17 protein-coding genes and 1 pseudogene are annotated in these 20,010 nt (G+C 66.6%); 9 read left to right on the top strand and 9 right to left on the bottom strand.

Annotation, left to right across the window (positions count from 1 at the left end; all coding sequences use genetic code 11):
* Positions 1–96: 96 nt before the first annotated feature.
* Entirely contained in the window at positions 97–1,095 is a 999-nt protein-coding gene (locus tag AB8810_RS07840) for a polyprenyl synthetase family protein (RefSeq protein WP_191825715.1), read from the bottom strand.
* Positions 1,096–1,286: 191 nt separating this feature from the next.
* Between AB8810_RS07840 and AB8810_RS07845 the strand changes: the two genes are divergently transcribed.
* Positions 1,287–1,802 (top strand): single-stranded DNA-binding protein, encoded by a 516-nt coding sequence (locus tag AB8810_RS07845; RefSeq protein WP_179566137.1) that lies wholly within the window; start codon positions 1,287–1,289, stop codon positions 1,800–1,802.
* Between the two features lie 127 nt (positions 1,803–1,929).
* Here the strand turns inward: AB8810_RS07845 and AB8810_RS07850 are convergent.
* A pseudogene (locus AB8810_RS07850) lies at positions 1,930–2,049 on the bottom strand (hypothetical protein); the annotation flags it as partial.
* 787 nt (positions 2,050–2,836) lie between these two features.
* Here AB8810_RS07850 and AB8810_RS07855 point away from each other — a divergent pair.
* Genes AB8810_RS07855 through AB8810_RS07870 form a run of 4 tightly spaced genes read left to right on the top strand, consistent with a single transcriptional unit; the run spans position 2,837 to position 6,818 of the window.
* Positions 2,837–3,739 carry a hydroxypyruvate isomerase family protein gene (locus AB8810_RS07855; protein ID WP_369916100.1) on the top strand — a complete coding sequence of 301 codons (903 nt, stop codon included), beginning with the start codon at positions 2,837–2,839 and terminating at the stop codon, positions 3,737–3,739.
* A gap of 30 nt (positions 3,740–3,769) precedes the next feature.
* Positions 3,770–5,455, top strand: coding sequence for a GMC oxidoreductase (locus tag AB8810_RS07860; RefSeq protein ID WP_369916102.1), 1,686 nt, complete (start codon positions 3,770–3,772; stop codon positions 5,453–5,455).
* Complete coding sequence (locus tag AB8810_RS07865) at positions 5,455–6,030, top strand: gluconate 2-dehydrogenase subunit 3 family protein (protein WP_369916104.1); 576 nt, start codon at positions 5,455–5,457, stop codon at positions 6,028–6,030. Before AB8810_RS07860 ends, AB8810_RS07865 begins: the two co-directional genes overlap by 1 nt.
* Before the next feature lie 44 nt (positions 6,031–6,074).
* The gene (locus AB8810_RS07870; protein WP_179567925.1) at positions 6,075–6,818 is read left to right on the top strand and encodes a DUF1080 domain-containing protein; all 744 of its coding nucleotides are present in this window, start codon (positions 6,075–6,077) and stop codon (positions 6,816–6,818) included.
* A 28-nt stretch (positions 6,819–6,846) separates the two neighbouring features.
* On the opposite strand, the gene AB8810_RS07875 is transcribed toward AB8810_RS07870, so the two are convergent.
* The 5 genes from AB8810_RS07875 to AB8810_RS07895 are packed head-to-tail and all read right to left on the bottom strand — an operon-like array spanning position 6,847 to position 11,469.
* Complete coding sequence (locus tag AB8810_RS07875; RefSeq protein WP_179566128.1) at positions 6,847–7,143, bottom strand: cytochrome c; 297 nt, start codon at positions 7,141–7,143, stop codon at positions 6,847–6,849.
* Positions 7,144–7,161: 18 nt separating this feature from the next.
* A complete protein-coding gene (locus AB8810_RS07880) occupies positions 7,162–8,016 on the bottom strand; it encodes a sugar phosphate isomerase/epimerase (RefSeq protein WP_191825710.1) in 855 nt (284 codons plus the stop codon).
* Between the two features lie 19 nt (positions 8,017–8,035).
* Positions 8,036–9,160 carry a Gfo/Idh/MocA family protein gene (locus AB8810_RS07885; RefSeq protein WP_369916107.1) on the bottom strand — a complete coding sequence of 375 codons (1,125 nt, stop codon included), beginning with the start codon at positions 9,158–9,160 and terminating at the stop codon, positions 8,036–8,038.
* An 11-nt stretch (positions 9,161–9,171) separates the two neighbouring features.
* Positions 9,172–10,389 carry a nucleoside permease gene (locus AB8810_RS07890; protein WP_369916109.1) on the bottom strand — a complete coding sequence of 406 codons (1,218 nt, stop codon included), beginning with the start codon at positions 10,387–10,389 and terminating at the stop codon, positions 9,172–9,174.
* A gap of 27 nt (positions 10,390–10,416) precedes the next feature.
* Positions 10,417–11,469 carry a sugar phosphate isomerase/epimerase gene (locus AB8810_RS07895; RefSeq protein WP_191825707.1) on the bottom strand — a complete coding sequence of 351 codons (1,053 nt, stop codon included), beginning with the start codon at positions 11,467–11,469 and terminating at the stop codon, positions 10,417–10,419.
* 96 nt (positions 11,470–11,565) lie between these two features.
* Between AB8810_RS07895 and AB8810_RS07900 the strand changes: the two genes are divergently transcribed.
* Positions 11,566–12,570 (top strand): LacI family DNA-binding transcriptional regulator, encoded by a 1,005-nt coding sequence (locus AB8810_RS07900; protein ID WP_179566119.1) that lies wholly within the window; start codon positions 11,566–11,568, stop codon positions 12,568–12,570.
* Positions 12,571–12,946: 376 nt separating this feature from the next.
* Here AB8810_RS07900 and AB8810_RS07905 read toward each other — a convergent pair whose 3' ends face one another.
* Entirely contained in the window at positions 12,947–13,687 is a 741-nt protein-coding gene (locus AB8810_RS07905; protein ID WP_369916111.1) for a nitroreductase family protein, read from the bottom strand.
* Between the two features lie 350 nt (positions 13,688–14,037).
* On the opposite strand from AB8810_RS07905, the gene AB8810_RS07910 reads away from it, so the two are divergent.
* Entirely contained in the window at positions 14,038–14,523 is a 486-nt protein-coding gene (locus AB8810_RS07910; RefSeq protein WP_369916113.1) for a MarR family winged helix-turn-helix transcriptional regulator, read from the top strand.
* A 337-nt stretch (positions 14,524–14,860) separates the two neighbouring features.
* On the opposite strand, the gene AB8810_RS07915 is transcribed toward AB8810_RS07910, so the two are convergent.
* A complete protein-coding gene (locus AB8810_RS07915) occupies positions 14,861–15,493 on the bottom strand; it encodes a TetR/AcrR family transcriptional regulator (RefSeq protein WP_369916115.1) in 633 nt (210 codons plus the stop codon).
* Positions 15,494–15,883: 390 nt separating this feature from the next.
* Between AB8810_RS07915 and AB8810_RS07920 the strand changes: the two genes are divergently transcribed.
* Both AB8810_RS07920 and AB8810_RS07925 read left to right on the top strand, forming a co-directional pair.
* Positions 15,884–16,888: an efflux RND transporter periplasmic adaptor subunit gene (locus AB8810_RS07920; protein WP_372530420.1), complete on the top strand. Its 1,005-nt coding sequence runs from the start codon at positions 15,884–15,886 to the stop codon at positions 16,886–16,888.
* Positions 16,885–20,010, top strand: a complete 3,126-nt coding sequence (locus tag AB8810_RS07925) for an efflux RND transporter permease subunit (protein WP_369916119.1) — start codon at positions 16,885–16,887, stop codon at positions 20,008–20,010. Before AB8810_RS07920 ends, AB8810_RS07925 begins: the two co-directional genes overlap by 4 nt.

Here is a 20,010-nt window from a genome sequence, read left to right on the forward strand (position 1 = left end):
TTCGGAACCATGGGGATTCGCAGAAGCCGCATCGCCGCTTCTGCGAATCCCCAATCCCCAATCCCCAATCCCGTCCGGCGCGCAACGCGCGCCGGATCAATGCCTGCGTTCGACCGCGTAACGCGCCAATCCGCGCAGCGCGGCCACCGCCTCGCTTTCCGGCAGGCCGTCCAGCGCGCGTTCGGCGGCCGCGGCGTATTCGGCGGCGCGGCGCCGGCTGTAGTCGAGCCCGCCGCTGGCCTGGATCGCCGCCAGCACTTCCGGCATCGCGTCGGCATCGCCTTGTTCGACGATATGGCGCAGGCGCTGGCGGGTGGCGTCGTCGGCGTGCGCCATCGCGTGGATCAGCGGCAGGGTGGCCTTGCCTTCGGCCAGGTCGTCGCCCAGGTTCTTGCCCAGGTCGGCGGCATCGGCGGTGTAGTCGAGCACGTCGTCGGCGATCTGGAACGCATAGCCCAGGTGCATGCCGTAGTCGTACAGGCGCTGCTGCACCTCTTCGGACGCGCCCGAGGCCATCGCCCCGAGCCGGGTGCCGGCGGCGAACAGCACCGCGGTCTTGCGCTCGATCACGCGCAGATAGGCGGCCTCGTCGGTATCCGGGTTGTGCACGTGCAACAGCTGCAGCACCTCGCCCTCGGCGATGCGGTTGGTGGTGTCGGCGAGCAGCCGCATCACCGCCATGCTGTCCAGTTCGACCATCAGCTGGAAGCTGCGCGAGTACAGGAAATCGCCGACCAGCACGCTGGGCGCATTGCCCCACAGCGCATTGGCGGTGCTGCGGCCGCGGCGCAGGTCCGATTCGTCGACCACGTCGTCGTGCAGCAGGGTCGAGGTGTGGATGAACTCGACGATCACCGCCAACTGGTGGTGCATCGGCCCGCCGTCGCCGCAGGCGCGCCCGGCCAGCATCACCAGCATCGGCCGCAGGCGCTTGCCGCCGGCGGAGACGATGTGCTCGGCGATCTGGTTGATCAGCACCACGTCCGAGGCCAGACGGCGGCGGATCAGGGCATCGGCGGCGCTCATGTCGGGCGCGGCCAGCGCCTGGATCTGAGGCAGCCCCAGGGCGGGGCGGAGGTCTTCGGCGAGGCTCATGCGGTCGGACTAGGGGGAATGCAGGGATTATAGGCCCCCCGGTGCGGGCAAGTCTTACGCCTGAACCGGGGTCGGGCTGATATCCGCCGCCAGCCCGGTATAATTCACTGTCCTCGCCCGTTCCCGAACGGGCAACCCTATCCGACATGCCCGCGCCCGAGCGGGTTCACCACCCCGAACGGAAGAATTCCATGGCCCGCGGCATCAATAAAGTCATCCTCGTCGGCAACCTCGGCAACGACCCCGACACCAAGTACACCCAGGCCGGCATGGCGATCACCCGGATCAGCCTGGCCACCACCAGCGTGCGCAAGGACAAGGACGGCAACCAGCAGGAGCGCACCGAATGGCACCGCGTGGTGTTCTTCGGCAAGCTCGGCGAGATCGCCGGCGAGTACCTGCGCAAGGGCAGCTCGGTCTACGTCGAAGGCTCGATCCGCTACGACAAGTACACCGGCCAGGACGGCGTGGAGAAGTACTCCACCGACATCGTCGCCGACGAGATGCAGATGCTGGGCGGTCGCGAAGGCGGCGGCGGTGGTGGTGCCGGCATGGGCGGCGATCGCCCGCAGCGTTCGGCACCGCCGCGCCAGGAGCGCCCGAGCCAGGGCGGCGGCGGGCAGGACTACGCGCCGCGCCGCCAGCAGCCGGCACCGCAGCAGTCCGCGCCGATGGACGATTTCGCGGACGACGATATCCCGTTCTAAGACACATAGTCCTTAGAAATAGGTCCAGGAAGAGCCCCGTTTTGCGGGGCTTTTCTTTTTCTCGATACTGCTGGCCCGCAGACGCGAAGCAGTTCTTGTCGAAGTGCGGCTCGGATTCGAATACGGCGTACACCGTTGTGGCGGGGACGGAGCGATGCCGCTGTCGGTCGAGCGATATCGGCGTGAAATGTCGATCGAAGATGACGATATCGATCTGTTCGCTGCGGCCGCCGGCACCGTCAGTCACAAAGCCCGTCTCGACCTTGTCGCGATCGGGCAAGCAAGCGCGGAAGACCTCGATCCGGTGGTCTCGTTGACACTGGCTTGCGTGCCAGGATGATTGGCCGACTGAGAGGCGCGGCGCATTTTCAGCGCTGGTTCGTCCCGTACCCCAAACGAAGGCGTCGAAGCCAGACGGTATCGGCCGATTGGGTCGCCGTAGGCATGGTTCTTCTCAAGATTTGAGGAATTGGGGCCGAAGCGTGCGCGCAAGCGGCGCGTGCCTCGCTGTTCTTGCCTTCGCGGAACCGGATTGATCGCCGGCGTGGCTTCGTGAGCGGCCACCTTGAGCAACGATCTGGCGCGGTCTCTCGTGCCGAATCCATGCTGTCGCTCACGGGCGGGCACAGCCCGGCCGGAACCGGTCAAGTGGCGTGAATGCAGGTAGCCGGTGTGGCGAACAGGCCCTGGAACGCATCGTCGAACCGGCCCCCAGCCGCCATCCAGGCAGTCCACTGCCACAACCTCAAACGGGAATCACGGTTTCACCGGTTTCTCGCCGTGCTTCGCCTGCGTAGCGGGCCATGGTGCGCGGGATGCCAGCCCCTTTCCGCTGCACCTTCGGTAGTGCCCTCCGTGCGCCGCACGAAATTCCATCGCCGTCCTGCAGCGACTGGCGCGACGGGCGTTGTGCTTTGCAGCATGAGTTTTCGTGCACTGCGTCTTGCAAAAAAACGATTGCCTACTTTATGGTGCAATCGATTGCATTGCGGCGAATCCTCAATGTTTGATACCGGTTGGGAGGCCGGAAGTGGATGTCCATCCATTCGATCGGACCGGCGCCAGCCCCGGGGTTCACGAGGCGAGATGCGCTGCGCGTCGCTGTCGCCGGTAGCCTTGGCCTGGGCGCTGCGGGCATGCTGCCTGCGTTTGCCGCTGCCGCTGCCGCGCCGCTCAAGGGCAACCTGAAGCATTCCGTCGCCCGCTGGACGTTTCCGCAGCAGTCGGTCGCCCAGCTTTGCCAGACGGTGAAGAGCATCGGTTTTGCCGCCATCGATCTGGTCGGCCCGGCGGATTGGCCCACGCTGAAGGCCAATGGCGTGTACAGCGCGATGTGCAACGGCGCGGAGATGGGCCTGGACAAGGGCTTCGCCGGCCGCCAGTTCCACGACCAGCTGGTCGAGCGCTATACGCGGCACATCGACCTGGTGGCCGATGCCGGCTATCGCAACCTCATCTGTTTTTCCGGCAATCGCAACGGCATGGATCCCCAGGAAGGCATGGCCCACGCCGAAGCGGGACTCAAGCGCATCCTCGGGCATGCCGAGAAGCGCGGCGTCGTGCTGGTGATGGAGCTGCTGAACTCCAGGGTCGATCATCCCGACTACCTGTGCGACCACTCCGCCTGGGGCGTCGAGCTGTGCCGGCGGATCGGCTCGGATCATTTCGGCCTGCTGTACGACATCTACCACATGCAGATCATGGAGGGCGACATCATCGCCACCATCGGCAAGCATCACGCGTGCTTCAAGCATTACCACACCGCGGGCGTGCCTGGCCGGCACGAGATCGGAGACCAGCAGGAACTCCACTATCCCGCCATCTGTCGCGCGATCCGCGACACCGGTTTCGACGGCTATCTGGCGCAGGAATTCATGCCTGCGGCGCCGGATCCTGTCGGCTCGCTGCGCGAGGCGATCCGCCTCTGCGACGTATGAAACGCTATCCACCAAGGTGAAGTAGAACCCATGGCAGACAATCACTACGACGCCATCGTCGTCGGCTCGGGAATCAGTGGCGGTTGGGCGGCGAAGGAGCTGACCGAGAAAGGCCTCAAGGTGCTGATGCTGGAACGCGGACGCAACATCGAGCACGTCAAGGACTACGTCAACGCGATGAAGGAGGCGTGGGACTTCCCGCACCGCAACCGGCCGACCCAGGCGATGAAGGCCGACTATCCGGTGCTGATGCGCGACTACGGCCTGGTCGAGAACCTGCAGGGCATGTGGGCCAACGAAAAGGAATCGCCCTACACCGAGATCAAGCGATTCGACTGGTACCGCGGCTATCACGTGGGCGGTCGCTCGCTGCTGTGGGGACGGCAGAGCTATCGTCTGTCGGACCTGGATTTCCAGGCGAACCTCAAGGACGGCATCGCCACCGATTGGCCGATCCGTTACGCCGACATCGCGCCCTGGTACGACTACGTGGAGAAGTTCGCCGGCATCGCCGGCACGCGCGAGGGCCTGGACGTGTTGCCCGACGGCGAGTTCCTGCCGCCGGTCCCGTTGAACATCGTCGAGAAGGACGTGGCCGCGCGGATCAAGAAGGCCTTTGGCGGGACCAGGCACCTGATCCACTCGCGCACCGCGAACATCACCCAGCCCAAGGTCGAGCAGGGCCGCGTCAACTGCCAGTATCGCAACAAGTGCATCCTGGGCTGTCCCTACGGCGCCTATTTCTCGACCCAGTCGGCGACGCTGCCGGCGGCGATGAAGACGGGCAACCTGACCTTGCGGCCGTTCTCGATCGTCAAGGAAGTGCTCTACGACAAGGACCGCAAGCGTGCGCGGGGCGTGGAGATCATCGATGCCGAGAGCGGACAGACCTACCAGTACACGGCCAACGTGATCTTCCTCAACGCCTCCTCCTTCAACTCGACCTGGCTGCTGATGAACTCGGCCACCGATGTCTGGGAAGGCGGGCTGGGCTCGTCGTCCGGCGAGCTTGGGCACAACGTGATGGACCATCATTTCGGCGCCGGTGCCGCCGGCCGGGTCGAGGGCTACGACGACAAGTACTACTTCGGCCGGCGTCCCTGCGGCTTCTACATTCCGCGTTTCCGCAACGTCGCCACGGACAGGCGCGGCTACCTGCGCGGGTTCGGCTACCAGGGCGGCGCCAGCCGCACCGGGTGGTCGCGCGAGATCGCCGAGCTGAACATCGGCGCCGACCTGAAGGACGCGCTGACCCTGCCGGGCGACTGGCGCATCGGCATGACCGGATTCGGCGAAATGCTGCCGCACCACGACAATACGATCCGCCTGGACCCGCAGCGCAAGGACAAATGGGGGTTGCCGGTGCTGGCGATGGACGTGTCCCTGCGCGCGAACGAAAAGGCCATGCGCAAGGACATGGCCGCCGATGCCGCGGAGATGCTGGAGGCGGCCGGCGTCAAGGACGTGCAGATGCACGACGACAACTACGCCCCGGGCAAGGGCATCCACGAAATGGGGACCGCGCGCATGGGCCGCGACCGCAGCAACTCCGTGCTGAACCAGCACAACCAGGTCTGGGACGCGCCGAACGTCTACGTGACCGACGGCGCCTGCATGACCTCCAGCGCCTGCGTGAATCCCTCGCTGACCTACATGGCGCTGACGGCACGGGCAGCGGACCATGCCGTGCGCGAGCTGAAAGCGGGGAACCTGTGATGGAACGCCGCGAACTGCTGAAGATGATCGTCGCCGCCACGGGCGCGGCCATGATCGGCCTGCCCGCGCTCGTCCATGCACAGGCGCCGGCCGAGGGGGCGAACAACGCCTTCTCCGCGGCCGATGTCGGCACGCTGGACGAGATCGCCGAGACCATCCTGCCGCGGACCAAAACGCCGGGGGCGAAGGACGCGGGCGTGGGCCTGTTCATGGCGCAATTCGTCACCGATTGCTACACCGCCCAGCAGCAGGCGGCGTTCCGCGCCGGCCTGATCGAGATCGACAAACGCGCCGGCGGCCGATTCGTAGCGCTCACGCCGCAGGCCCGCACCGAGCTGCTGCGCACCCTCGATGCAGAAGCCAGGAAACACGTCGTCGCCATGACCGACACCGGCACCGCCAAAGTGGCGGACGCGATGCCGCATTACTTCACGATGCTCAAGCAGCTGGCCATTTTCAGCTTCTTCACCTCGAAGGTCGCCGCGACCGACGTGCTGCGCTACGTCGCCGTGCCGGGTCGCTACGACGGCGATCTGGCCTATGCCCCCGGTACGCCCGCCTGGGCGACCAACTGATGGACCGCAACGATTCGCCCATGCACCACTTTCCAGGGGACAAGATGACCAGACCCTTCCTGACGGCGGCCTGCCTGCTGGCCGCGGCGCCTGCGTTCGCGCAGGCCGGCGGCGACCTGTCGCGCGATCCGGCGAAGACCGAGGTGTGGAAGCCCGTGCCGGCGATCGTGGCCACGCCCCCGGGCCGCGCGCCCTCCGACGCGATCGTGCTGTTCGATGGCAAGGATCTCTCCGCCTGGGAGTCGGAGCAGGGTGGACGCGTGCCCTGGAGCGTCGCCGACGGCGCGCTGACCGTGGTTCCGGGCAGCAAGGGCATCCGGACCAAGCAGCGCTTCTGCGACATCCAACTGCATGTCGAGTGGCGCACGCCCACCGCGACCCGGGGCTTCGACGGCCAGCAGCGGGGGAACAGCGGCATCTTCCTGCAGGAACTGTATGAGCTGCAGGTGCTCGACAGCTACAACAACCCGACCTATGCCAACGGCCAGGCCGGCGCGATCTACAAGCAGGCCATTCCGCTGGTGAACGCTTCGCGTGCGCCGGGCCAGTGGCAGGCCTACGACATCATCTGGAAGGCGCCCCGCTTCTCGCAGGGGGGCGGGCTCACGTCACCTGCCCGCATCACCGTCCTGCATAACGGCGTGCTGGTGCAGGACGACACCGTCCTGTCGGGCAAGACCGAATACATCGGCGCGCCGTCGTACTCGCCACACGCGTGCGCGCCGATCTCCCTGCAGGAGCACGATTCCAAGGTCAGCTACCGCAACATCTGGGTGCGCGAGCTGTAGCGCCGGCGCGGTAGCCGGCGCCGGTCTCCTATTGCGCCAGGAAGCTGGCGATGTTGTCCACGTCCTGCTGGGACAGCTGCGGAAACGGCGGCATCAACCCGCCGCCCTTGCTGATCTTCTCCTTGATCTGCGCCGAGTCCAGCCGCTTGCCCACGTCGGTGAGCGCGGGGAACGCGCCCGGGACGCCCGCGCGATCGGCGCCGTGGCAGGCCGTGCAGTTGGTTGCGTAGAGCTGCGCGCCGGCCGCAGGGTCATCCTTGGACCACGCCGTGCTCGCAAGCGTCGCTCCGAGTAGAGCCGCGGCCACTGTCAGGATCGTTTTCAAGCAAGGCTCCTTTGCGTGCTAGCGATGCGTGCTGGCGGGCAGGTGTTCGCGCAGATAGTCGGCACCGGTCTGGATGACCGTGGCCGGATCGCGCGGATGGTCGTGCTCGATGATGTACCAGCGCACGCCGGCACCCGCCGCGGCAGGCAGGATCGCGTTCCAGTCCAGCACGCCCCGGCCCACGGCGGCGAAGCCGCCCTCGTCCTCGGCCTGGCCTTTCGGTGCGTTGTCCTTGGCGTGTACCGCGAACATGCGGCCCTTGAACTTGCCCAGCATCGCCGCCGGGTCGTAGCCCGCGCGCGCGACCCAGGCCAGGTCCAGCTCGGTCTGCAGATCGGGGCCGGCCGCGGCGAACAGTAGTTCCAGGCCCGTCTTGCCATCGAAGTCGACCAGCTCGAAGTCGTGGTTGTGGTAGGCCAGGCGCATGCCCTTGGCCCGCGCCCGCTTCGCGATCTGGCCCAGTTCCCGGCCCAATGCGGTCCAGCCCGCGGCATCGGTTGGCCGATCCTTCTCGGCCAGGTAAGGCACCACCAGCGTCGTGTTGCCGATCGACCGGTTGAAGGCCACCACGCCGTCCAGGTCCTTGCGCAGATCGGCCAGTTGCACGTGGGACGAGATCGCCTTGATCGCATACCTGTCCAGCAGCTGCTTGAGTTCCACTGCGCTGACGTTCTGTGTGCCGACCGTTTCCACCGCGCCCACGCCCGCGTCGTGGACGATCTTCAACTGTTGGTCGAGCGAGCCGGCGTCGCGCAGCGTGTACATCTGCACCGCGATGGGTGCTTGCGGGCCGGCGGCGTCGCGTGCGAAGGCGGGCAGGGCGACGAGGAGCAGCAGTGCGAGGGTCGCGGTCCTGCGTATAGGTGTGTTCATCAAGAAGTCCTCCCGGGATTCAACCGATGGATGTCCAGGCGCGCGTCCTGGCCGATGTGATGACGCGATCGACGATCAGCGCCGAGCGCACGCCGTCTTCGAAGGTGGGCAGGCCTTCCGGCCGCTCGCCTTCGATGGCGCGATAGGTGTCGGCGACGAACGCCTCGAAACAATCGCCGTAGCCCTGCGCGTGACCGGCCGGCAACGTCGACAGCCGGCGCTGTTCGGCGCTGCCGGCGCCCGGTCCGCGCACGAAGATTTCCTCGCGCTGGTCGGGCCGGCCGATCCACAGCCGTTCGGCGTCCTCCTGGTCGAACGCCACGCTGGCCCTGGCGCCATCGATCTCGAACCAGAGGCGATTGCGGCGTCCCGCCGAGACCTGGCTGACCGTCAACGACGCCAGCGTGCCCGCGCCGGTCCTGAACATCGCCGCGGCCACGTCCTCGCTCGAGACCGCCTGCATCGCGCCGCCCGCCGCCGGCGTGGTGAAGCTCTGCCCGGTGAGGGCGCCGCGCTCGGCGATCACGGTGGCGAACGCCGCGCTGACCTCGACGAAACGCTCGCCGCCGACCCATTCCACCAGGTCGCACCAGTGCGAGCCGATGTCGGCGAACACGCGCGACGCGCCGCCCAGCGCCGGGTCCACGCGCCAGTTGTTGCTGGCGGGGTCCAGCAGCCAGTCCTGCAGGTAGCTGCCGTGGATCAGGCGCAGCGGCCCCAGTTCGCCCTGCGCGATGCGTGCGCGCGCCTCGCGGACCACCGGGTGGTAGCGGTAGACGAAGGGCACCGTGGCGACGAGTCCGGTCGCGGCGGCCAATGCCGCCAAGGCCTGGGCGTCCTGCAACGTCGTGGCCAGCGGCTTCTCGCAGATCACGTGCTTGCCGGCGTCCAGCGCCGCCTGCGCCATGGCGCGATGCAGGTGGTTGGGCGTGCACACGTGCACGACCTGCACCTGCGGATCGGCGACCACGTCCTCGATGTCGCGGTAGGCGCGCGGCACATCCCACGACTGCGCCACGTCGCGTGCGCGTTGCGGGGAAGAGGCGGCGACGCCGCGGACGTCGGCACCGGCCAGCAGCGCCGCGCGACGGTGCACGGCGCCGATCATGCCCGTGCCGACAATGGCGATTCCAAGCTTGCTCATCGGATGGGGTCTCAGCGCGTGGACGGCGCAGCGGCGGCGACCGGGCGGTCGCGGAACAGCAACAGGAAGGCGACCAGCACGACCAGCGCCACGCCTGCCGGGAACAGCCAGATCTGCTGCCAGTCCGGACCCGCTGCCGTGGTGTAGTGCTCCACCACCGCGCCGGACAGGAACGTGCCGATCAACATGCCCACGCCGTACGTGGCCAGGGTGATGAACCCCTGCGCGCTGCTGCGCGCGGCGGGACCGGCGTGCGCATCGGTGTAGATCTGGCCGGTGACGAAGAAGAAGTCGTAGCAGATGCCGTGCAGCACGATGCCGATCACCAGCAGGGAGAAGCCGCCGCCCGCATCGCCGAAGGCGAACAGGGCGTAGCGCACCACCCAGGCTGCCATGCCCACCGCCAGCATGGTTTTGACGCCAAGCCGCACGAACAGGAACGGCATCGCCAGCATCAGCAGGACTTCGGACACCTGGCCCAGCGATTGCAGGCCGGCCGCGCCGCGCACGCCCAGATCGTTGAGATACGGGTTGGTGAAGTTGTAGTAGAACGCCAGCGGGATGCAGATGGCGATGGACGCCAGGAAGAACACCAGGTAGGAGCGCGACTTCAGCAGCCGCAGCGAGTCCAGTCCGAGGATCTGCCCCAGCCCGGCGTCGCGCTGTTGCGCCAGCGGCGGCGTGTGCGGCAGGGTGAAGGCATACAGGCCCAGGGCCAGCGACGCCATCGCCGCCATCCGGAACGTCAGCTCGAGCCGGTGCGCCTGTTCCCAGCCCAGCCAGCCGATCAGCACGCCCGCCACGATCCAGCCGACGCTGCCGGCCACCCGCACCAGCGGAAACTGCTTTTCGGGCGATTGCATGTGCCGCATCGCCACGCTGTTGGCCAGCGCCAGCGTCGGCATGAACAGCAGCATGTAGCCCATGACGCAGGCGGAGAACATGCCGAAGCTCGTCGCCGTGGACGCCAGCCACATGAGCACCGCGCCGGCCAGGTGCAGCACCGCGAGGATGCGCTGCGCCGCGAAGTAGCGATCGGCGATCAGGCCGACCAGGAACGGCGCCACGATGGCGCCGATGGACTGGCTGAGGAAGGCCGTCGCCACCTGGCTCGCGCTGGCCTGCAGGGGGCCCTGCACCAGGTACGTGCCCAGGGTCACGAACCATGCCCCCCAGATGAAGAACTGCAGAAACATCATCGCGCCCAAGCGCGACATGGTGTGCGTCATGGCTTCCCCTCCCAGGGCGGTAATGGCTCAGGTCCCCAGCATGCGGCGCAGCGATTCCGGATCGGCGCCGCTGTCGGCAAAGTCGTCGAAGGCGCGTTCGGTCACGCGGATGATGTGCTCGCGGATGAACGCGGCACCCTCCCGTGCGCCGTCTTCCGGATGCTTCAGGCAGCACTCCCACTCCAGCACCGCCCAGCCCGGGAAATCGTATTGCGCGAACTTCGAGAAGATCGCCTTGAAGTCGATCTGGCCGTCGCCGAGCGAACGGAACCGTCCCGGACGATCGATCCAGTCCTGGTAGCCGCCATAGACGCCGCTGCGCGCACTGGCGCGATACTCCGCGTCCTTGACGTGGAAGATGCCGATGCGCGCGTGATACCGGTCGATGAAGCCCAGGTAGTCCATCTGCTGCAGCAGCAGGTGGCTGGGGTCGTACAGAATCCGGGCGCGCGGGTGGTGGTCGACCACCTCGAGGAAGCGCTCGAAGGTCGCGCCGTCGTGCAGGTCCTCGCCCGGGTGGATCTCGAAGCACAGGTCCACGCCGCAGGCGTCGAAGGCATCCAGGATGGGACGCCAGCGGCGGCCGAGTTCGGCGAAGGCCTCTTCCACCAGGCCGGGCGGGCGTTGCGGCCAGGGATAGAAGTAAGGCCAGGCCAGTGCACCGGAGAACGTGGCATGCGCCGCCAGCCCCAGGCGCTGGCTGGCCTTGGCGGCCAACAGCAGCTGCTCCACCGCCCAGGCCTGGCGGGCGGCAGGATCGCCGCGCTTGTCCGGCGGTGCGAATCCGTCGAACAGGTGGTCGTAGGCGGGGTGGACGGCGACCAGCTGCCCCTGCAGGTGGGTGGACAGCTCGGTGATCTGCAGGCCGTGTCCGGCCAGCATGCCGGCGACGTCGTCGCAGTACGCCTGGCTCTGCGCGGCCTGGGCCAGATCGAACAGGTGGGGCGCGCTGGTCGGTACTTGTACGCCAGAATATCCCAGGCCCGCGGCCCACCCGGCCAGCGTGTCCAGGCGATCGAAGGGAGGAGTGTCGCCGATGAACTGCGCCAGGAACAGCGCCGGACCCTTGAGCGTTTTCACCGTGATTCGCCCTGATGCAATCGATTGCATTTATCCTAGCATGGGCCTTCCGCAAGACCCGTTGTGCACTGCACAGAAGAAAGAAGAACTGACGTCATGGCAACCATTTACGACATCGCAAGGCAGGTCGGCGTCTCCGCCGGCACGGTGTCGCGAGCGCTTTCCCGGCCGGAAAAAGTCCTGCCGGCCACGCGCACGCGCATCGAGCAGGCCGCCGCCGCGCTGGGCTATGTCCCCAACACGGTCGCCAGGACGCTCAAGACCCAGCGCAGCGGCAAGCTCCTGGTCACCGTTCCGGACATCGCCAATCCCTTCTTCGCCCAGATCCTGCAGGGCGCGGAGGACGCGGCGCAGGCCGTCGGCTACGCCGTCCTGCTGGGCGATACCCAGCACCAGCCCGATCGCGAGGAGCGCTACGCGCAGATGCTCCGGCGCAACGAGGCGGACGGCCTGATCGTGCTGGGGCACCGCCTCCCGCCGACGGCGCGCGCGATCGTCAAGCAGCTGGGTGCCGCCGCGCCGGTGGTCAACGGATGCGAGTTCGACCCGGCGCTGGGCATTCCCAGCGTCCACATCGACAACGCGGCCGCCGCGCGCACCGTGATGGAACACCTGTATGGACTGGGGCACGAGCGGATCGCCGTGGTGGGCGGCCCGCCCGACAATCCCCTGCACCAGCAACGACTGGAAGGGGTCCGGGCCTGCGGCAAGGCGCGCGGCCGCCTGCGCAACCTGACCGTCGTGCCGGGCGACTTCTCCGTGGAATCCGGCCATGCGGCCGCGATGGCGCTATTGGCTCGCGCGCCCATGCCGACCGCGATCTTCTGCTTCAGCGACCAGATGGCGCTGGGCGCCCTGGCGGCCTGCCGCGACCTGGGCATCGGCGTGCCGGACGACCTGTCCATCGTCGGCTTCGACGACCTGGCGTCGTCCAGTTATCTCACGCCGCCATTGACGACCATCCGGCAACCCATGCGCGAGATCGGTGTCCGCGCGGTCAACCTGCTGCTGGCCATCATCGAAAACGTGGACGTGCCGCTTCAGCAGACGCTGGATTTCAGCTTGATGTTGCGTGGGTCGACTGGTGCGCCGCGGGGGTAGGTGACGGCAGGGGGGGGCCGGGACTGCTGGCGCAGCAGTTCCCGAAAGCGGCTCGGCTTCCATCGGCCCCTTTTGACCGATTTCCCGGATTCGGTTGATAGCCCGGCCATCGGCGATTCGCGCAACCCTTGGCGTCCAAGCCAGTTACGCGTTCTAGATCACGCACTCGGGGTCTGGTAGATGTGCACAACCGTTCTCAGCCGATGCGAAAGCGCCAGGGAAGGCGCTTTGCCGCCCGCCTTGCGGGCGATGGCGTGTCGATCGTCCCAGTCGATGCGTCGACGTGGCTTTGGCCATGTTGCTGGCCAACAGCGCGTTCCGGCCCTCGGCCGGGCGCCCGACGTGGCCGAGCGCCAAGCGCCCTTGCGGCATCCGGCTAGTGCGTCACCACGACCTCGTCCATCGGGCGACGCCAGCGTTCCTCGATCCTGGCATGGTCTGCGCGATATCCCAGCGCGATGATGAGCGGAATGACGGTTCCGCGCGGAAGATGCAGGGCCTTGGCGACGTTGCTCGCGGAAAACCCTTCCATCGGACAGGAGTCGATTCCCCTCGCGGCGGCTGCAAGCATGAGCGTATGTGCGGCGAAGGCCGCATTGCGTGCGGTCCAATGGCGACTGCCGATATGGCCGACCGGCAGCAGCGACAATGCCGGCCGAATCAATGCGGCGACGGCCAGAATGGGCGACCACACTGGCAGCCCGCCAATGCCAAGGATCTTCAGGAATTTCCCCACCTGCTTGCGGTGGTACGCCTTGGATTTGAGCTCGAGCGTTGCGGAGCGTTCGACGTGGGAAAGCTGGGCATGCGCCGTGCGCCTCGCGATGTCGGGGCTGGCGACGACAACGATGAGATCCGCAGCGGAACTGGCCGCTTTCTGGCCATTGCATGCCGCTGCAACGTCGGACCTAGCCTGCGCGCTCCGGATCCAGTGGAACTGGTACGGCTGTAGATTCCCGCTCGACGGCGCAAATACCGCTTCGCCCAGCAACGCGCGGACGTCTTCCTCCGGGATGGTCTTGGAGTCGAAGTCGCGGATTGCGCGGCGGAAACGGTTCGTGGCCTGGAATTCGACCCAGCGCTGTGGTGCTGCTTGATTGTTCACATTGATGTCCATGGGGATGCCTCGGAAAAGCGAGCGGTCGGTGGTTGTCGGCGCCGGTGGCTGGGGGCCGTGGCGAGTCCAGTTCTGGGAAGCGGGTGACGGAGGGCGCTGCAGCCTTGGCGATGGACGGGGCCAAACATTCACGCACCTTGGAGAGGTGGCTGGCATGCCTTTTCCGAGCGGCCCGCAAGGCGTGCGTCGATCCGCAATTTGCCATCAACCTTGAGGGCAGCCGGCCCACTGACACGCTTGCCGAGTCGATGGACCGCAGGATGTGTAAGGTGGCGTATGCCATCCGGCTCGGTGTCTAGTGCGCAATGTGTGTATATTGCACCCAATGTATGAAGGCCGACTTAAGATCGATGAAGAAGGTAGAAAACACCCAGAAGGCGGATCGACTGCGCACCCTGCATGGGGCGCTGCTGGAGATCGTCGGCGTCATGAACCGGCCTCAGCGCGACGAGGCGATGATCCGCGAGGCGGGGATCGCCCTGGAAAGGGCGCTGTTTCCCCTGCTGGTGCTGGTCGAGCGGCTTGGCCCGATCGGCGTCGTCGAACTGGCAGATCGCGTTGGGCGCGACTACACCACCGTCAGCCGGCAGGTCGCGAAGCTGGAAGAGCATGGCCTGGTGGATCGTCGGGAAAACGAGCTCGACCGGCGCGTTCGCGAGGCTGTCGTCACCAAGAAAGGCAAGGCGATGACCGATCGCGTGGACGAGGCGCGTCAGCGGCTCGGGCTTGCAGTGTTTGCCGATTGGGAAGAACGCGACGTCGAGGAACTTGTACGTCTGATCTGCAAGTTCGCGGACGACATCAAGGACGCCATCCCGGCAGATCGTCTGAAGTGACGTGTGCGCCGCATCCGTCGGCGTTGCATGGTGCCGGTTTCGGCGATCGGAGCACGCAGTGCCTGATGACTGCACGCGCCCCTTCCGGCGTGCCGCATGGAGGCGTGCCGGCGCCTGCGGGGATGGCCTCCCGAATCGATCGAAGCCCGTGGCATCGGTCTTGCCCAGTGTCGGGGCGGCCGCAGCGTGCGCGTCTGATCGTGCCCTGATCCCGGCGTCCTGATGCCGCCGGAACGGGCTGGCCCGAAGCGCCATGCAATGGCTTGCGCGTTTCGGAGTTCAGTGCGCTGCGGCGCGACTGGCCACTGGCGAAGCGCCGGGCGGCGGTCCGCAGACGTCACTGGCGATCGAACAGGATCTGATCCATGAATCCGCTCAGCGTGGCCTGTGCGAGCGGGGTGCTGAGAAAGTCCGGCGTCGATGTGGTGAAGGCCTGGACCCCTTGCAGCATGGCGGCGAAACCGATCGCGAGGACGTTGGAGGGCATCCGGGTGCGGATGCCGGGATGCGCTCGAAAGGCATCCATCAGCTGGACGATCTGACCATGCTCGTTCTCAAGCACCTCGTTGAAGCGTTGGCGGAAATCGGCGTCGCGCATCGACAGCAGCCTGGCCTCGGCGCAAAGCAGAAAGTACTCGCGTTGATCGAGCAGCTTGCCGTAATAGGCGAGCAGCGCCGAACGCATTTGGTCAACGTCGCTCCCGCTCGCGGCGATCTCATGGGCCTCGCTCATCATCGACGCGTAGCTGCGCAACAGCAGTTCAAGCAAAATCTGCGGCTTGCCATCGAAGTTCGAATAGAAGGCGCCGCGTGTGAAGCCCGCGGCGGCCGTGATGTCCTCGATCGTCGCGCCGGCGTAGCCCTGTTCCAGGAACAGGGTGTGTGCGGCTTCCAGCAACCGCTCGCGGGTGAGGTCCTTGCTCTCTTGTCGCGTCAACCGCTTGGGTTTGATGGCGTGCTGCTTTTGCATGTGTGGTCTGGGTGTCCTCGTGGCAATGGCGGCCTGGAAGGGCCCGCACCGGATACGCGCGCAACGTCTTGGCAGGGGCGTTTAGCTTAACGGCCCCCCCTCGGCCCGGCGACCTTTCGGTGCCATGGTTGGCCGGAAGCTCGCTGGCGACACATGTCAGCCGCCCCAACCGACAGCGTCGGTTGTCGGATGCATGCCCTTTAAGATACACGTTGTATTTGAATTTGTTGTGCATTAGGATCCGCAGCGGATCAATCGGCGCATCCAGGCATCCGTCACATGAAAAGCCTCCCAGAGTTCCTCCGTTGGACCATGTTTTGCCTGTGCGCGGCCTTATCGGCCGGGTGTCACAGCGCCGATCCGCCTGCGGCCGCGCCCAAAGCGGTGGTCATGGGGGTAGTCGAGGTCGGGCACGGTGCCGCCATCGGTCCATTGCCTGCGGAGATCCAGCCGCGCTACAGCACCCCGACCTCGTTCCGGGTGGCCGGGAAGATCCTCGAGCGAAAGGTTCGTCTGGGCGACTGCGTGCGCGGCGGGCAAGTCCTGGCGCTGCTGGATGCCACCGATTTCGACCGCAACGTCGAGATCGCGCAGGCGCAGGCGGCCGCTGCCCAGCACCGACTCGCCTTCGCCACCACGCAGGTCCAGCGCGATCGGGCGCAGGCGGCCGAAGCGCTGATCGCGCCGGCGCAGCTGGACCAGTCCGAAGACGCCTACGCGTCCGCGCTGGCGCAGCAGCGGCAGTCCGGGCAGCAGTTGGAACTGGCACACAATCAAGCGCGCTATGCCTCGTTGAAGGCCGAGCACGACGGGTGCATCACCTCCGAAGATGCGGCCACAGGGCAGAACGTCACCGCCGGGCAAGCGGTGTATCAGCTGGCCTGGTCGGGCGCGATGGATGCGGTGACGGAGGTGGCCGACCGCGATGTCGCCCAGATCCGAACCGGGGCGATCGCCCGCGTGACGCTGCCCTCGCTTCCGGGACAGCAGTTGAACGGCGTGGTCCGCGAGATCGCGGTGGCTGCCGATCCGCAAAGCCGCACCTACCGCATCAAACTCGGCTTGCCGGAGCATACGGACGTTCGGCTCGGCATGTCGGCAGAGGTGGCGTTCGCTCCCGCGGCGCCGGCGCCGGCGGCGGCCGGCACCGGCATCAAGATCCCGGCCACGGCGCTGTTCCACAAGGGGCCGCGCCCGGCGGTGTGGGTGATCGACAAAGGCGATGTGCTCGGACTGCGCGAGGTCACCGTCGCGCGCTACGAGGAGCGCAGCGTCATCCTGTCGGCCGGCCTGGCGCCCGGCGAACGCATCGTCCAGCAAGGCGTGCATGCGGTCAGCGCCGGGGAAAAGGTCCGCCCAGTGAAGGCGATCGATGCACCGGAATCCGGCGCATGAGCACGGCCTCCCCGGACCGCGACGGGTTCAACCTCTCCAGTTGGGCGCTCCGTCATCGTGCGCTGGTGATCTATTTCATTGCGATGGCGACCATCGCCGGCATCTTCAGCTACAGCAAGCTTGCGCAGTCGGAGGATCCTCCGTTCACGTTTCGGGTGATGGTGATCCGCAGCTTCTGGCCGGGCGCCACCGCCAAGCAGGTGCAGGACCAGGTAAGCGATCGCATCGCGCGCAAGCTGCAGGAAACGCCAGGCGTGGATTTCCTGCGCAGCTATTCGCGGCCGGGCGAGTCGCTGATGTTCTTCAACATGAAGGAATCGGCACCGGCCAAAGCGGTGGAGCCGACCTGGTATCAGGTCCGCAAGAAGGTGGGCGATATCGCCACGACCTTGCCGCACGGGGTGCAGGGGCCCTTTTTCGACGACGAGTTCGGCGATGTCTACACCAACATCTACACCTTGACCGGGGACGGATTCACCCCGGCGCAGCTGCATCGTTACGCCGATCAAATGCGCACGGTCCTGCTGCGCGTGCCTGGCGTCGCCAAGGTCGATTACTTCGGCGATCCTTCCGAGCGCATCTACATCGAGATCGACAACGCGCGCCTCGCCACGCTGGGAATCACCCCGAACCAGGTCGCGCAAAGCGTCGGTGCGCAAAACGACCTGGCCGCGTCCGGCATGCTCAATACCGCCGACGACCGTGTCTTCGTCAGGCCGAGCGGCCAGTACCGTACGGTGGACGACATCGCCGCGACCTTGCTGCAGGTGAACGGGCGCAGCTTCCGCCTGGGCGACATCGCGCGGGTGTGGCGCGACTACGACGATCCAGTGCAGAGCCAGATGCGCCTGAACGGCAAGCCGGCGCTGGGTATCGGCATCACCATGCAGCCGGGTGGCGACGTGGTGCAGTTGGGCAAGGCGCTGGCCTCCGCAACGCATGGACTCGCCGAAAAGCTTCCGGCCGGCCTGGCGCTGGCGGAGGTGTCGAGCATGCCCAGCACCGTGTCCGCGTCCGTGGACGAGTTTTTGCGCTCGGTCGCCGAGGCGGTGGTCATCGTCCTGCTGGTCAGCCTGGTGACGCTCGGGTTTCGCACCGGCATGGTCGTGGTGATCTCGATTCCGATCGTGCTGGCGATCACCGCATTCTTCATGCATGTCTTCGACATCGGGCTCGACAAGGTATCGCTGGGCACCCTGGTGCTCGCGTTGGGGTTGCTGGTCGACGACGCCATCATCGCCATCGAGATGATGGTGGTGAAGCTCGAGCAGGGCTTCGATCGCATGCGCGCGGCGGCCTTCGCCTACACCAGCACGGCCTTCCCGATGCTCACCGGCACCTTGGTGACGGTGATGGGGTTTCTTCCGATCGCATTGGCGAAGTCCAGCACCGGCGAGTACACCCGCTCGATCTTCGAGGTCTCGGCGATCGCACTGGTGGTGTCGTGGGTGGCCGCGGTCATCCTCATTCCGGTGCTGGGTTATCACATGTTGCCGCAGCGCAAGCCCGCGGACACGCCCCACCAGGAGACGGATCACGCGCACGCGCTTTACGACACCGCGTTCTATCGGCGCCTGCGCGGATGGGTCGGCTGGTGCATCGAGCGCCGTTTCGTGGTGCTGGGCGTCACCGTGCTGCTGTTCGCTGCGTCGATGGCGGCGTTTTCGCTGGTGCCGAAGCAATTCTTCCCCACATCGGAGCGGCCCGAACTGCTGGTCGACCTGCGCTTGCCGGAAGGCGCATCCATCGACGCGACGACACGGCAGGTGCAGCGCCTGGAAGCCGCGCTCGCCACGCGCCCGGAAATCGCTCACTCGGTGAGTTACGTCGGCGCAGGCGCGCCACGCTTCTATCTGTCGCTGGACCAGCAGCTCGCACAGCCGAACTTCGCCCAGTTCGTCATCACCGCCAAGTCGACCGAGCAGCGCGACGCGCTCGCGTCCTGGCTCGACGGCCTGCTGGAACGGGACTTTTCGGCGGTGCGCTCGCGCGTGGCACGCCTGGAAAGCGGCCCGCCTGTCGGGTTTCCGGTGCAATTCCGCGTGAGCGGCGACGACATCGGCAAGGTGCGCCAGATCGCCGATCGGGTGGTGGCGGTCATCCGCGCCGAACCGCGAACGCAGACGGTACAACTGGACTGGGACGAACCTTCCGAGCGATCGCTGCGGTTCGAAATCGACCAGAAGCGCGCCCGCGAACTCGGGATCACGTCGCAGGACGTCTCCAGCTTCCTGGCACTGTCCTCGACCGGCGCCACGGTGACCCAGTTCCGGGAGAACGACCGTCTGATCGCGGTGGACATGCGTGCGCCGCGGCATCAGCGGCTGGATCCCTCGCGGTTGGCGTCGTTGGCCATCGCAACGCCGCATGGCGCGGTTTCGTTGTCCAGCATCGGCCGATTCCATGCCGATCTCGAATATGGCGTGATCTGGGAGCGCGATCGGCTGCCCACGGTCACCGTCCAGGCCGACGTGGTCGCCGGTGCGCAGGGCATCGATGTGACCAACGCGATAGATGCGTCGCTGGCGAGCCTCCGCTCCGGGCTTCCGGTCGGCTATACGGTGGAAATAGGCGGGGCCGTGGAGGCGAGCGCGAAAGCCCAGGATTCGATCGCTGCGCAGGTCCCGCTGATGGTCGTGGCCGTTTTCACCCTGCTGATGATCCAGCTGCAAAGCGTTTCGCGCGTACTGATGGTCGTGCTCACCGCGCCGTTGGGTCTGATCGGCGTGGTGGCGTCGCTGCTGCTGTTCCATCAGCCGTTCGGCTTCGTGGCGCTGCTGGGGGTGATCGCGATGTTCGGCATCATCATGCGCAACTCGGTGATCCTGGTCGATCAGATCGAGCAGAACGTGCGCGCCGGGCAGAGCCGGGCTGACGCGATCATGGCGGCGACGATGCACCGCTTCCGTCCGATCCTGCTGACGGCCGCGGCCGCCGTACTGGCGCTGATTCCCTTGCTGCGTTCCAACTTCTTCGGGCCGATGGCGACGTCGCTGATGGGAGGCATCACCATCGCCACCGTGCTGACGCTCTTCTTCCTGCCGGCCTTGTACGCGGCCTGGTTCAGGGTTGAGGTGGCGACGCCATCCGTCGCCCCGGCATCCACGCTGTCGGGAGCCTGA

Origin of the sequence: Xanthomonas sp. NCPPB 3005, assembly GCF_041228095.2 — a bacterium.
Taxonomy (GTDB): Bacteria; Pseudomonadota; Gammaproteobacteria; order Xanthomonadales; family Xanthomonadaceae; genus Xanthomonas_A; species Xanthomonas_A bonasiae.